This is a genomic window from Zhongshania sp. R06B22 (assembly GCF_040892595.1).
Lineage (GTDB): Bacteria > Pseudomonadota > Gammaproteobacteria > Pseudomonadales > Spongiibacteraceae > Spongiibacter > Spongiibacter arctica.
The window spans coordinates 1,840,164-1,852,822 of record NZ_JBFRYB010000001.1 but is presented as its reverse complement, the minus strand read 5'-3'; the positions used below and the strand labels follow the sequence as shown (position 1 = coordinate 1,852,822).

The 12,659-nt window shown below is 46.4% G+C and carries 13 protein-coding genes and 1 pseudogene; 6 read left to right on the top strand and 8 right to left on the bottom strand.

Features of this window, described 5'->3' with window-relative positions:
• Window positions 1-56: 56 nt before the first annotated feature.
• Entirely contained in the window at window positions 57-758 is a 702-nt protein-coding gene (gene trmH, locus AB4875_RS08425; protein ID WP_368375616.1) for a tRNA (guanosine(18)-2'-O)-methyltransferase TrmH, read from the bottom strand.
• 113 nt (window positions 759-871) lie between these two features.
• The gene (locus AB4875_RS08420; RefSeq protein ID WP_368375615.1) at window positions 872-1,294 is read right to left on the bottom strand and encodes a hotdog fold thioesterase; all 423 of its coding nucleotides are present in this window, start codon (window positions 1,292-1,294) and stop codon (window positions 872-874) included.
• 151 nt (window positions 1,295-1,445) lie between these two features.
• Between AB4875_RS08420 and AB4875_RS08415 the strand changes: the two genes are divergently transcribed.
• The gene (locus AB4875_RS08415) at window positions 1,446-2,594 is read left to right on the top strand and encodes an acyl-CoA dehydrogenase family protein (protein ID WP_368375614.1); all 1,149 of its coding nucleotides are present in this window, start codon (window positions 1,446-1,448) and stop codon (window positions 2,592-2,594) included.
• Window positions 2,595-2,842: 248 nt separating this feature from the next.
• Here the strand turns inward: AB4875_RS08415 and AB4875_RS08410 are convergent, their stop codons facing one another.
• Window positions 2,843-3,451, bottom strand: a complete 609-nt coding sequence (locus AB4875_RS08410) for a TetR/AcrR family transcriptional regulator (RefSeq protein ID WP_368375613.1) — start codon at window positions 3,449-3,451, stop codon at window positions 2,843-2,845.
• Window positions 3,435-3,686 (bottom strand): hypothetical protein, encoded by a 252-nt coding sequence (locus AB4875_RS08405; protein ID WP_368375612.1) that lies wholly within the window; start codon window positions 3,684-3,686, stop codon window positions 3,435-3,437. The genes AB4875_RS08410 and AB4875_RS08405 overlap by 17 nt, the downstream gene beginning before the upstream one ends.
• A gap of 329 nt (window positions 3,687-4,015) precedes the next feature.
• Between AB4875_RS08405 and AB4875_RS08400 the strand changes: the two genes are divergently transcribed.
• The 4 genes and pseudogenes from AB4875_RS08400 (at window position 4,016) to AB4875_RS08385 (ending at window position 7,010) form a co-directional block, all read left to right on the top strand.
• Window positions 4,016-5,398: an NAD(P)/FAD-dependent oxidoreductase gene (locus AB4875_RS08400; protein ID WP_368375611.1), complete on the top strand. Its 1,383-nt coding sequence runs from the start codon at window positions 4,016-4,018 to the stop codon at window positions 5,396-5,398.
• Between the two features lie 7 nt (window positions 5,399-5,405).
• The gene (locus AB4875_RS08395) at window positions 5,406-6,374 is read left to right on the top strand and encodes an MOSC domain-containing protein (RefSeq protein WP_368375610.1); all 969 of its coding nucleotides are present in this window, start codon (window positions 5,406-5,408) and stop codon (window positions 6,372-6,374) included.
• Between the two features lie 68 nt (window positions 6,375-6,442).
• Window positions 6,443-6,589 (top strand): annotated as a pseudogene (locus tag AB4875_RS08390) (acyl-CoA dehydrogenase family protein); the annotation flags it as partial.
• A gap of 205 nt (window positions 6,590-6,794) precedes the next feature.
• Entirely contained in the window at window positions 6,795-7,010 is a 216-nt protein-coding gene (locus tag AB4875_RS08385; RefSeq protein ID WP_368375609.1) for a hypothetical protein, read from the top strand.
• A gap of 202 nt (window positions 7,011-7,212) precedes the next feature.
• Here the strand turns inward: AB4875_RS08385 and AB4875_RS08380 are convergent, their stop codons facing one another.
• From AB4875_RS08380 to AB4875_RS08370, 3 genes are all read right to left on the bottom strand, one after another.
• Window positions 7,213-7,974, bottom strand: a complete 762-nt coding sequence (locus tag AB4875_RS08380) for a VIT1/CCC1 transporter family protein (RefSeq protein ID WP_368375608.1) — start codon at window positions 7,972-7,974, stop codon at window positions 7,213-7,215.
• A gap of 109 nt (window positions 7,975-8,083) precedes the next feature.
• A complete protein-coding gene (locus AB4875_RS08375) occupies window positions 8,084-9,109 on the bottom strand; it encodes a YaaC family protein (RefSeq protein ID WP_368375607.1) in 1,026 nt (341 codons plus the stop codon).
• Between the two features lie 102 nt (window positions 9,110-9,211).
• Window positions 9,212-9,883, bottom strand: coding sequence for a hypothetical protein (locus AB4875_RS08370; RefSeq protein ID WP_368375606.1), 672 nt, complete (start codon window positions 9,881-9,883; stop codon window positions 9,212-9,214).
• A gap of 505 nt (window positions 9,884-10,388) precedes the next feature.
• Here AB4875_RS08370 and AB4875_RS08365 point away from each other — a divergent pair.
• Window positions 10,389-10,667 (top strand): peptidylprolyl isomerase, encoded by a 279-nt coding sequence (locus AB4875_RS08365; protein ID WP_368375605.1) that lies wholly within the window; start codon window positions 10,389-10,391, stop codon window positions 10,665-10,667.
• Window positions 10,668-10,842: 175 nt separating this feature from the next.
• Here the strand turns inward: AB4875_RS08365 and oadA are convergent, their stop codons facing one another.
• The gene (gene oadA / locus AB4875_RS08360) at window positions 10,843-12,657 is read right to left on the bottom strand and encodes a sodium-extruding oxaloacetate decarboxylase subunit alpha (protein ID WP_368375604.1); all 1,815 of its coding nucleotides are present in this window, start codon (window positions 12,655-12,657) and stop codon (window positions 10,843-10,845) included.
• Between the last annotated feature and the right edge of the window lie 2 nt (window positions 12,658-12,659).

The window sequence follows — 12,659 nt, the reverse complement described above, 5'->3', positions numbered from 1 at the left end:
CCCACGCATCACCCAGATAGATGACGCGGGTTTGGCCCTAGAATCGAGGGGAAAATTTAGCCATTGAATTTGGGCGCCGTACCGTCGCGCACCGCGTTTTGCCAAGCTAGGCCGTCGACCAATTCGCCGTCTTCCGCCAATGGCGGGTAGGCCAAGCCTTGGTCACGACAATATTCGCTGATTTTGGGCTGCGCCCACTCAAACAGGGTTTTGTTATACGTCTCATCGTCAAGTCGACGCTGTGAATACAAACCGGCGATCTGCCGCTGACGCTCAGCCTCTGCCAAGATAATCCCCGCCGCCACTGAGACATTGTAAGACTGCACCATGCCACGCATGGGAATGGTGATATGAGTATCTGCCAATCCGCAGCCGGCATCGCTGACGCCCTGTTTCTCGGCACCCAGTAACACCACCGTGGGGCGGGTGTAATCGACTTCGCGGTAGTCAACTGAATCAGCGGCTAAGTGCGCAGCCAAGACTTGATAGCCCTGCGCTTTTAAAGGCCTTAGAGCAGCGCTAACATCGGCGCAGCGCTGCACCGACACCCAACTGTGCGAACCCATGGCAGTGCCCTTAAAGGCTTTATAATCTTTGTCTGCCACGGCGCAATACATCGTGCCGATACCGGCGGCATCTGCGGTGCGCACAATCGCCGACAGGTTGCGGCTTTTGTGAACATTGTCGGTCACTATCGTAAGGTCTGGCTGGCGGAACTCAAGTACCTGACGCAGGCGTTGCAAGCGCGCGGCTGTCATGGGCATGGCCTCTACAAATAAAAAAGCCGCCTAGTTTACTGCAGCGTACCCAGTGCGCAAATAGTTCTTGCTCGCCTTATTAATATCACCCCACTCGGCCGCCATCAGACTGCTTAAATCGTATCGATTACCGCCATCGTCAAACGTGACAGACAGACCAGTTTATCTGCCTCATCGGTGATGTGAATTTCCCAAACATGGGTGCGACGGCCAATATGCACTGGCCGCGCAATGCCGGTTACCAAGCCCGAGCGCACCGAGCGAATATGGTTGGCATTAATATCTAAACCCACACAGGCCATATTTTCATTGGTGGCCATATGCGCCGCAAAACTGCCTAAACTCTCGGCCAATACTACCGAGGCGCCACCATGCAAAATGCCCATAGGCTGGTGGGTGCGCTTATCAACCGGCATGGTGCCCACCAAATAATCGGGGCCAATTTCGGTGAATAACAGCCCCAAAGGTTCAGCGATAGTGTTTTTGTTAAAAGCGTTTGCTTGGGCGACATCGTAAGTCTGCTTCCAAATTGTCATTACTATTAATCCCGCTTATTTGATCTATAAATTGGCCTGCGAATAAGGCCCAGAAGCCGAAGGAACTAGGTGAAAAGACCCACTGGCAATTAAAGTTTACTCTGATAACATAGGCGCCATTATAGTACTCATATCCTCAGAGGAAATCACCATGTCAGCGATCCCCAGAACCGTCTACGAAGAAGAACATGAGTTGTTTCGCAGCTCGGTAAGAAAATTCCTAGAAGTCGAAGCCGCACCCTACCACGCCCAGTGGGAAAAGGACGGACAAGTTGATCGCGCTCTGTGGATTAAAGCCGGCGAGCAAGGCTTTCTGTCACCCAGCGTGACCGAAGAGTACGGCGGTGTGGGCGTGGATTTCCGCTATAACGCCATTGTTGACGAAGAGTGCGGCCGCTCCGGCTTTACCGGCATTGGCTGGGGCTTACACTCAGACATCGCGGTACCGTATATAGAGCGCTACGGCAGCGAAGAGCAGAAGCAAAAATACCTGCCAAAATGTGTCACAGGCGAAATCGTGATGGCAATTGCCATGACCGAGCCCGGCGCCGGTTCTGATTTACAAGGCATTAAAACCACCGCAGTAAAAGACGGCGATGATTACATTATCAATGGTTCAAAAACCTTTATCACCAATGGCCAACATGCCGACTTGGTGATTGTGGTTGCCAAAACTGACCCATCGGCTGGCGCCAAAGGCACAAGCTTATTTTTGCTGGAAACAGGCACACCCGGTTTCAGCAAAGGTCAGAATCTTGAGAAAATCGGCTTAAAAGCCCAAGACACCTCAGAACTATTCTTCCAGGATGTACGTGTTTCAAAAGACCAACTGCTTGGCGAAGAAGGCATGGGCTTCATCTATTTGATGCAAGACCTTCCACAAGAGCGTTTGAACGTCGCGATTCTTGCAATTGCCAACGCCGAAGCCATTCTTGAGCAAACCATCGCCTATGTAAAAGAGCGCAAAGCCTTTGGTAAAACTGTCGCCACCTTCCAAAACACCCAGTTTAAACTGGCGGAAATGGAAACCGAGGTGAGTGTTGCTAGAGTATTCCTTGATCGCTGTTTAGAGCTGCACTTAGAAGAGAAGTTTGATTCGGTTATGGCCGCAAAAGCCAAGCTTATGACAACCGACCTACAGTGCAAAGTCATCGACGAGTGCCTGCAATTACACGGTGGTTATGGCTATATGTGGGAATATCCTGTTGCCCGCGCATTTGCAGATTCACGGGTGCAGCGCATCTATGCCGGCACTAACGAAGTGATGAAGCTAATTATTGGCCGCGATCTACTTAAGTAAACACACTTAAGACCAGAACAAGCATCTCTGTGTATCTCGCAGAGGTGCTTTTTTTATGAGTAAAAACTGCCCCCTCTAACTCAAGCAAAAAAGGCATAAGCTGCACTTTAAGTTCAAAGACCAATTTTTCTATGAAAGTGGGAAGTCAAAAATCACGTAAGTCGATGATCAATTCCAGTCATTTTTCTCTTAATTAGCATCGTCAATATGACAAGTTAATATCGTCATACCACCTGACTAGAGGCGAATTACAAAGTTGAGTCCAAAAATATATCAATGTACTTTTCATGATTATTCCACGGATATTCACTTATCGTTATGACATTTAACGCAATGCCATGAACGAAACACATTAAACTTTCCAGAAATAGCATCATTGCCGAGTGATCTACAGACTCCAATAAATCCTGCATCAGGGGGCCAACAAAAAGTAGCATTTCCTCAGTAATATTGGCGTGGTTTATAAAAAAATCATCAGAGGATGAAGCCCTATCCTCGTTTAGAAAAACGATACGAAATCTATCCTTATGCTCTACCCAATAAGTTAAATAGGTAATGCATATTTGCCTCAACTGACTCTTTGCATCTTTTTTTACATCGATATTGGCTCTTATTAACGCGAATAATTCGTCAAAAAATTCGGCCCACAAATGATGTAAAATGGCATTTTTATTTGGGAAGTACTTATATAAAGTCATCGTACCCATATCAGCTTTCGCAGCGATCTTCCTCATAGATACAGATGGGTAGCCTTCCGTTAAAAATAGGGAATGCGCGGTGTGTATTATTTTGTCGACTTTCTTCTGTCGTTCGTCATCGGATTGTTTCGGTCTCCCCATTTTAGTTTCTTGATTCATAGAGATTCCTCGCGTTTTGGTAAGCCTTATCGCCACCAATCCAGCCACTTTCGGCGGTAGTGGCGTCAACAACTGAGCTGCCACTTAGAATAATAAAATCTGCCACGGCATCAATTTCCCTACCTGATTTTGAAATACCCCTAATACCTTTAGAAGCTGCAGTGCGGCAGCAATACACGGCCTCTTCAGGACAAATGGCTTCACTCTCTAAATACACCCTGTCACCCATAACCATGCGATCAACTGCACGGGCATATTATACAGCGAGTCTAATGGACCACAGGGATAATCAGAACTCATAAGGGCTACACCCTTCCATCTAGCAGCGCTCGCGCCGTAGGCGGCCCTTTATCTTACCCCGCGGCGGCACTGAATCGTCCATTGCCAATGGAAAGCCAAGCACTCCTAGGTTTTGGTCTAGAACCTGCCCATACCAGAACATTAGAGCTAAGGAGATCACTCATAGAATCTAAAAACTCAACAGATATCGCATTCCAACTTGACTTAATAGTACGCGTACGCATATATTAAATCAATCATCACTATCCGCAAGAGATCTCACAGATGCCGGAATTGAATGAAGCCATAAAGAAGGACCACTCCTTTTGGCAGTACAAATATGGCGATTATTCCGCTAACGCTGCACTTCCAGGTGGCTGCTATGAAACTGATGTTCTGGTTATCGGTGCGGGATACACAGGCCTGACTTGCGCACGGGAAATCGGCAAGGACGACAAAACTAATCGCGTAATGGTGCTCGACGCCAATGAAATCGGCTTTGGAGCGTCCGGACGCAATGGGGGTTTTAATATGACCCTATTTGGCGTGGAACCGGAGCTTACGCTAATGCGCTGGGGCAAAGATAAAACCCGCGAAGCGCAGGCTTATATGCAAAAAGCAGTTCAGTATGTGAAAGATTTAATTGAATCTGAAAACCTAGATTCCGATTACGAACATACCGGCATGCTTAGAGTTGCCTATACCGATAAACAAGCACGGCGGCTAAAAAAAACCTACGAACTGTTATCTGACATCACCAAGCCGGGAAGTTTTGAATACTACGATGGCGCCGAGACCCAAAAACGACTCAATTGCCCCCACATCAAGGGAGCTATCTATGAACCAGAAACCGGTGTTTTAGACCCCAGTAAGCATGTGCGCTCACTAAAGATACTAGCTGAGCGAGAAGGGGCTGAGATCTATGAGAACACCAAGGTCATTGGCATATCCAAGCATCAGGGTTTGTGCGTGGTACAAACTGATGGCGCTACGATTAAAGCCAAAAAACTAGTCATCGCCACAAATGCCTGGACCCAAAACTTAAAGAGTTCCCCTAAAATTTCCAGCGTGCAATCTCCGGTATGGACCTATCAAATCGTCACAGAACCGCTAACGCAGGAACAATGGGCAAGCATTAACTGGGATGGACGCATGTCTATAGAAGACAATCGTCAACTTGTTCACTATATGCGGATTACCAAATGTGGCCGAATCACCATAGGCGGGGGAAGCATAGGCATTGAGTACAACGACAAGAAAATGGACCTATGGAAAGACGAAAAGATATGGGCCGATCTAGAGAGACATCTAAAATGGATGCTCCCCACCCTACACGATATAAAAATTCATTATAAATGGGGCGGATGTGTGTCGGTCAATGTAGATATGACCCCTGAGATCGGATTTATAGGCGATAACAACATCATCTACTCTACCGGATGCATTGGCCATGGCGTATCGCTAACGCAGCTCAATGGCAGATTGATAGCCGACCTTGTACTAGAGAAAGAAACCAGCCTCACAAAATTTTGGATCGTTAACCGTAAGGCGATTCCGATGCCGCCAGGAAATCTACTTCGTTATCTCGGCGCTAAATTAGTTGCAGGTGCATTAAAAGCCGTAGATTTTTATGAAGAAGGCAAGCTGAAGAATAGATACGTGGAGTGAATAAACGATGATAGAAGTAGGTACTGTAAAAGAGTTATGGCGATATCCAGTTAAGTCGATGGAGGGCGCCCAAGTAGACGAAGGTCTTATTGGAAAAGACGGCCTGCTGGGCGATCGAAACTGGGCACTGCGGGATGAATCCATTGGCGAGCTCACCACTGTCAGAAAAATCCCAAAACTTCTTAAGTTTAAGACTAAGTACGACGAAAACCCAAGCCCAGACAACGTGCCTCATGTCACAATCGAACTACCCGATGGCTCTTCGGTTAATAGCGCAGATGCCGATGTTAATAAAAAATTAAGTAATGCGATTGGTAGATCTGTCAGTCTTTGGCCCTTGCAAGCAAGAAGTAATTTAAAGCACTACCGATTAAATGCTCCGGCAGGCGCAGCGGCCATGAAAAAGCAGTTTGCAACTAAAGAACTGCCTGACTTTTCTTCCGTTACTTGGCGACTAATGATGGAGCTAGCTATTTTTGCGACGCCCCCAGGCCGTTATCACGACGTCTACCCTCTTCACTTGCTAACAACCGGCTCCCTTAGAAAGCTAAAACAATTAGAACCCGACGGGGATTTCTGCGTTGAACGTTTTCGACCGAATTTGTTGATAGACACATGTACAGATAATACTGACTTTGATGAGTTTCAATGGGTAGAAGGTAAGCTTTATATCGGAGACACAGTATTAAAAGTTGTATCCAAAACAGTGCGTTGCTCCATGCCGGCGCAACCGCAAGTAACGATAAAGAAAGATTCGAAAGTACTACGCGCCCTAGAGTCTCATACGCAGCGCCACCTTGGAGTTAACATCTCAGTGATCAAGCCCGGCATTATTCGTGTAGGTGATACCGTACGATTAGAGCCCTCTAATCGCTCAAGGCTATTTCGGTACTTTGATGCCCTTTCATCTCGTTTGAGAAACAGGACGATACAAACATCATTTAAGTTAATAGATTGGATCAGCAAACAGCGGTAATTTTTATACGCCGAGCTCACCCAGTTGCCTTTTGGTGAGTTAGTGCATATTGGCAGGCTGTGCGTATCGACGAGTGCCTGTAATTACACGGTGCTTATGGCTATATTTGGGAATACCCTGTTGCCCGCGCATTTGCAGATTCACGGGTGCAGCGCATTTATGCCGGCACCAATGAAGTGATGAAGCTAATTATTGGCCGCGATCTACTTAAGTAAACACACTTAAGGTCAGAACAAGCACCTCTGTGTATCTCGCAGGGGTGCTTTTTTATGAGTAAAATCTGCTTATGGCGCCCTAACTCAAGCAAAGAAGGCTGCAGTTTCAAAAAGAGAACTTTGCATTCGAACAGCTAACTCCATATGGTGAATACTAGAAGTACGCTAAACCTTTCATTAGCGAACTAAAGAGGAAGCCAGACCAATGGAAAACAAGGAAACTCATCATAACAAGCAAAGCATCGCAAACTTTGCCGCGATAAAAACCGCCATCGCCAATAACGAAGAAAAATTGCTCAAAGAATTACTGGCAGACCAGGCAATGCAAAGCATTGAAAAAAGCTACCTCATCGACCTAGCCAAACTCGGTAACAACCGCGTGATACTAGAGATACTGGAAAGCATACCAGCGGAAAAATAGGCCTTAAAACGGTGGGATTGATCTGTAAATGAATGTTCAGTACCCGAGCTATATATTATATTCAGCGATTAGTCGGGCCCTCACTCCTTAACTGCTTGAACTCCCCTACCTTCTTATCAAACTCACTTCGCCAACTATAAGCCAAACTTTCCGAATCACGCAGGGTTACTGTGTACGATTTTCTAGCTTACTGTATACGGCCTCAAGCGACTGCGATGTTAAAAATCTCTCGCAAGAAATAAGCCGTAAAATACGCTAGAGCTGCCGCAGCTCCTCCTGTCACTAATGTACGCAGCCCAGAAAGGAATACAGGCTTTGCCAATGCAACGCTTTTAAGCATACCGATTAAAAAGAACATGACTCCCGCAAGAAACGCACTTATTGAAAATTGTTGACTCATCTCTAGGTATGGCACGATATACGGTATCAACGGGACTGCACCGACGGAAACGAAGGCTAAAAATGTCACGCCGGCAGATGTCAAAGGTTTCGAGGTGGATTTGCTAAGGCCGTGCTCTTCCGAAAGCATTACTTCGAGCCAAACTTTTTTGTCAGCCGTTATTGTTTCGACAACTTTTTCAAGTAGCTCACCGTCAAAGCCTTTGGCTCTATATATTTGCCTTACCTCTTCGCGCTCACCTTCTGGAATTTCATCAATATGCCGTTCTTCCAATTTCTTTATTCCCTCGGCAAACTCTTGTGATGCCTTGCTAGACTCATAATTACTTATAGCCATGCTAAAACCATCAGCAAAAAGGTTGGCGAAGCCAAGTATCACTGCAACAGACGATGGAAAACCTGCACCGACCGAGCCAGAAACAACCGAAAATGTCGTTATGCATCCATCAATGCCACCCAATACAGCGTCGGAAATATTTTGACTTTTACCCCCTTGGGATAAGCGCTTCTGAACCATCTCCGGATGATGCTCTCGAATGAGAGCGTCTTTGTCTGGGATTTTCATTCAGGTGTTTCCATAATTCACTTCCTAACGCCGCCAGCACGCGCAGCTTTGTAGTGAAGGCGAAGCCGTAACGAAAAAGCTGTCGCTGTGACTGGCCTTGTTAGAAATTTTAGAACGCATCAGGTCTGATAAACTCTAAACCAGTGATTTCCGACGCTATTCCATAAACAAACTGACTTGGAGATGCCTTAATAAATTCTGCAAGCAGCCAGTTATGATTGACATTGAAATGACCAGCCAATGAAATTGGATCATAACGGCTAAGCTCGCTAAGGCGATGCATGGCAGCAAACATTAACACCAACTGGGAATTATTTAGCTTATCGTGGCCCGACACAGATTTTTTTAAATACCACCGATTTTCAGATGAATATATAGGCATTATTCTGCGGCGTATGGTCTTATGATACTTTAAAAATTCCGTAATGCTGTTTTCGATGTCACGCCCAGACCATTTAAATCTACGCTTTCTACGTAACTCACAAACACCTTCGTTTTCATATAATTCAAACCCCGGTTGTATTGCCTTCTTTGTGTGAGCATTTATATATCGCTTATTTATCTCAGCTTGAAACCATGCCTCCTTCGATCCGTCCTTTCGCATAAAGCACTGATTTATTAACGGAATAAATAATTCCGTAGCTCCTTTGAAAGTGAGGCAATAGGCTCTATGAATGAATGGCATTTGCCACAGGATATCTTTTAGAGTGAAGTCTTTGCCAGCATTATCCGGCTCCTCTAAATACTTACATAGAGCTGGAAGAATTCCACCGCCCTGGAAATCAACTATCTCGTTATCTAAGGACTTAACATTGCCAGTGGATCGACCTCCAACACCGTGTGACTCTGTAAACTCTTGGCCACTAGCCGACAAAAGAGCTTTAACTGCATTCAGAAAACAATAGTAGGACGTAAGAGGAGAAGAAAGCTCTGGCAAGCTTTTTGATGCCAAGTAAAAATGGCGGGCTTGATCCCAATAGAATAAAGCATCCTTTTGATGATCTCGCTTTAGCCACAGAGCAACAAATTCCCATGGGTCAGAACAAAGAACTCTCGGCTTCCGAAAATCAGTATCAATTAGGCTACCATGTAGCCCAACTGCTTTTCCAGCTATGTGTAGTTTATGGGCGCTCATTCGATTCCATTTCTAACGCCGCCAGCAGGGGACGAAAAACCAGAGCGAAGCGGCGGTTTTTTGTTCCCTCTGGCTGGTTTTGTTATGCATTTTTACTCGCAACTACTTTCGTGCTTTGTGCAAAGATGTTTGCTGCAGAACAGAGCGATAGTCATGCGCGACAGCCTCTTTGTACTTGGCGCGATGCTTTTTTACAATGTCGCGGCGATAGTTTTGTCTTTTGAACCAGTTAACACCGTGGCCACGTAAAAAAATAGCAGCCTCACCCTGAGCAGCTTTTAGCAACTCATGGGGTAATAGATTTTTCGACAAGAGCTGATCCCTGACATGACCAGGGTCCATTGCAGGGGGATTAGGTGGGTGACATAAATGCTTTATAATTTGTGAGCGCCATTCAAGTCCTTTTTGGTATGAATTCACAGCCCGCTTTAACTCATCAAGCTCGGGGTTTGCAGCTGAAAGTTCAGTTGATATTGGTTTGATTAAATCCAACAGCTCGTTCAGGAGAAATAAAGCTTCTGTTTCAAGGTGCTCTTTATATGGAGTTTTTGTTTTATAGAAAGCTACAAGAGAGTCACCAAGTTGCTTGGTGAGATTAACCATTTCATTAGTTTTTTCGCCGGCGTCCCCGTCGAGAATTTTTAGTGTACGAGTTGCAAGGTCAATCGAAGGCTCGCTTTTTGACCGAAGCCACCATCCTTGCCATTTTCCAAGAATGGCTAGAATAATTCCCCCTAGGATCGAGGTTGCTAGTCCTACAGCAAAGTTTTCCATTTTACCTGCCTAACTTGATGATTGATTTTGCATAACAATTTATTATAACGACTCAGGCCATATATCACTTTGGCCCCTTATCACGGAACTGGCTTTTACGTTGATTGAAAAATCATAGGGAATTCAAGGAGATGGCGACCCCGCTATTAGTGAGTGCCGGTCAAACGAAGACTAACTCCCTTTATTTCTGCCAAACAATCCTTTCCCTGATCATATCGCGTTTTATATGAATTTCAATAAGTTAAGTAAGGCTCCAATGTGTTAATGAGACCTGCTCTCTTGTTCACGTACTTTAACGGCGCGTAGATAGCGACTGAGCACTAATGTGACTGCACCGCCAAATCCCCACCTTTGTTTAAACTCTTGTATACATACAGCCGTTTTTTATTTGGAACACGTTTACAAGAGTATGCCTTCAAAACAAGCCCACCATAGCTTATCGAGCGGGCAATTAGGGGCCGTGGCCTGCTATAATCGCCAAAAACCATTCAACAAGGATTAATTCATGACCGTTGCTAGCGCTCGCCACATTCTGGTAAAAACCGAACAACAAGCCCAAGATTTAAAAAACCAAATAGCCAAAGGCAGTGACTTTGGCGAATTAGCGAAGAAGTTCTCTGACTGCCCATCTGGTAAAAAAGGCGGCGACCTCGGTGAGTTCCGTCCCGGCCAAATGGTTAAGCCCTTTGACGACGTGGTATTTAAAGAAGCGGTTTTAGAAGTACATGGCCCCGTCAAAACCCAGTTTGGCTTTCATTTAATTCAAACCATCTACCGTAATTAGTCTAAGACTCAGCGCAGTTTTCTGTAGCCATAAAAAAACCCCGAACTCAATATTGAATACGGGGCTGATTGGAGAGCATTAGACTGTGCTGTGTTTATGGGGGTTACATAGAGCGCAAGCTCTACTCCATAAAAAGAATAGCGTTCATCATTTATAATGGTGAACGCTAGAAATACTAAGCCCCCGCCTCTATCTCTATTAACACTTCACCCGGCGTTACCCGGTCGCCTTTGGCAACAAATATCTCAGTGACAGTACCGCTAATTGGCGCTTGCACTTCTGCTTCCATCTTCATGGCTTCGGTGACTAAGACCGCTTGACCTGCGGTGACGGTATCGCCCACGGCAACCAAAACTTCAACAATATTACCCGGCATATTGGTACTAACATGACCCGGCTTGCTGGCCGATTTACGGCCACTGCTGCCTTCGGCCTTGTATTCATTCAGGGCTTCAAACACTACCTCCTCAGGCATACCGTCCAAGGTCATGTAAATATGACGTTTACCAGAGCCTTTGATGCCCACACCGGTAATGGCAACTTGGTAACTCTCGCCATGCACATCAACGACAAACTCAGTGGGCACGCCGCCTTCGCTCACCGGACGAGTTGCTTGGCCAATAGGTTCAAGAACTTCGGGAACCAGCGTGCCCGCTTCACGCTCGGTCAAAAATGTGCGACCCAAGTCAGGGAACATCGCGTAAGTCAGCACGTCTTCTTCAGACTTGGCTAAGTCGCCAACTTCCTTGCGCAGCTTAACTAATTCCGGCTTCAGCAAATCTGCCGGCCGCACATCAATCACATCCTCAGCGCCAATCGCCCTAGCGCGCAGCTCTTTGTTTACTTCAGCGGGTGCGGCACCGTAGTGACCTTGCAGATAGCGCTTCACTTCGTTGGTGATCGTTGTGTAGCGCTTGTCGGCCAAAATATTCATCACCGCCTGAGTGCCAACAATTTGTGAGGTTGGCGTTACCAGAGGCGGGTAACCCAAGTCTTTACGCACAGCGGGGATTTCAGCAAAAACATCGCCAATCCGATTTAAGGCGCCCTGCTCTTTAAGCTGATTGGCTAGATTTGACATCATGCCACCGGGTACTTGGTTAATCTGCACGCTGACATCTTCGCGGGTGAATTCGCTTTCAAACTGATGGTATTTTTTGCGCACTTCCCACAGTTTTGCAGAGATTTCCTGAAGCGCGGGCAGGTCCAAACCAGAATCTCTGGGCGTGCCTTTTAGGGCAGCGACCATAGTTTCGGTTGCCGGATGGCTGGTGCCATTGGCAAACGCCGCCATGGCAGTGTCAATAATATCGATACCCGCTTCAATCGCTTTCAACTGACACAAACCAGCGAGGCCCGAGGTCATATGGGAATGCAGCGCCAGCGGCACATCAACAGTATCTTTTAAAGCCTTAACCAGTTCAGACGTTGCCATTGGCGTTAACAAACCCGCCATGTCTTTAATCGCAATGGAGTCCACTCCCATCGCCACCATGTCTTTGGCCTGCTGGACAAATTTTGCGGTGTTATGAACCGGGCTAGTGGTGTAACAAAGTGTGCCCTGGGCGTGTTTACCGGATTTTTTAACCGCGGCAATAGCCGTCTGTAAATTGCGCACGTCATTCATGGCGTCAAATACACGGAAAATATCCATGCCATTATCGGCGGATTTTTGAATAAACGCCTCAACCACATCGTCGGCGTAATGACGGTAGCCCAGCAAATTTTGGCCGCGCAGCAACATTTGTAATTGCGTATTTGGCAGAGCCTCGCGCAGTTTACGCAAACGCTCCCAGGGGTCTTCTTTCAAAAAACGCACACAGGCGTCAAAGGTTGCACCGCCCCAGACTTCCAGCGACCAAAACCCTATCGCATCCAACTGGGCGCATACCGGCAACATATCTTCGGTTCGCATTCGCGTTGCCAACAAGGACTGATGACCATCGCGCAGTGCAACATCAGTAATCAGAACAGCTTTATCTTGGCTCATTA

Bases quoted from the DNA above. Each gene is read 5' to 3' on its own strand.
- AB4875_RS08400 (WP_368375611.1), top strand. From the start codon at position 4,016: ATGCCGGAATTGAATGAAGCCATAAAGAAGGACCACTCCTTTTGGCAG.
- AB4875_RS08365 (WP_368375605.1), top strand. From the start codon at position 10,389: ATGACCGTTGCTAGCGCTCGCCACATTCTGGTAAAAACCGAACAACAA.
- AB4875_RS08395 (WP_368375610.1), top strand. From the start codon at position 5,406: ATGATAGAAGTAGGTACTGTAAAAGAGTTATGGCGATATCCAGTTAAG.
- AB4875_RS08375 (WP_368375607.1), bottom strand. From the start codon at position 9,109: ATGAGCGCCCATAAACTACACATAGCTGGAAAAGCAGTTGGGCTACAT.
- AB4875_RS08405 (WP_368375612.1), bottom strand. From the start codon at position 3,686: ATGGTTATGGGTGACAGGGTGTATTTAGAGAGTGAAGCCATTTGTCCT.
- AB4875_RS08370 (WP_368375606.1), bottom strand. From the start codon at position 9,883: ATGGAAAACTTTGCTGTAGGACTAGCAACCTCGATCCTAGGGGGAATT.
- trmH (WP_368375616.1), bottom strand. From the start codon at position 758: ATGACAGCCGCGCGCTTGCAACGCCTGCGTCAGGTACTTGAGTTCCGC.
- AB4875_RS08410 (WP_368375613.1), bottom strand. From the start codon at position 3,451: ATGAATCAAGAAACTAAAATGGGGAGACCGAAACAATCCGATGACGAA.
- AB4875_RS08420 (WP_368375615.1), bottom strand. From the start codon at position 1,294: ATGACAATTTGGAAGCAGACTTACGATGTCGCCCAAGCAAACGCTTTT.
- AB4875_RS08380 (WP_368375608.1), bottom strand. From the start codon at position 7,974: ATGAAAATCCCAGACAAAGACGCTCTCATTCGAGAGCATCATCCGGAG.
- AB4875_RS08415 (WP_368375614.1), top strand. From the start codon at position 1,446: ATGTCAGCGATCCCCAGAACCGTCTACGAAGAAGAACATGAGTTGTTT.
- AB4875_RS08385 (WP_368375609.1), top strand. From the start codon at position 6,795: ATGGAAAACAAGGAAACTCATCATAACAAGCAAAGCATCGCAAACTTT.
- oadA (WP_368375604.1), bottom strand. From the start codon at position 12,657: ATGAGCCAAGATAAAGCTGTTCTGATTACTGATGTTGCACTGCGCGAT.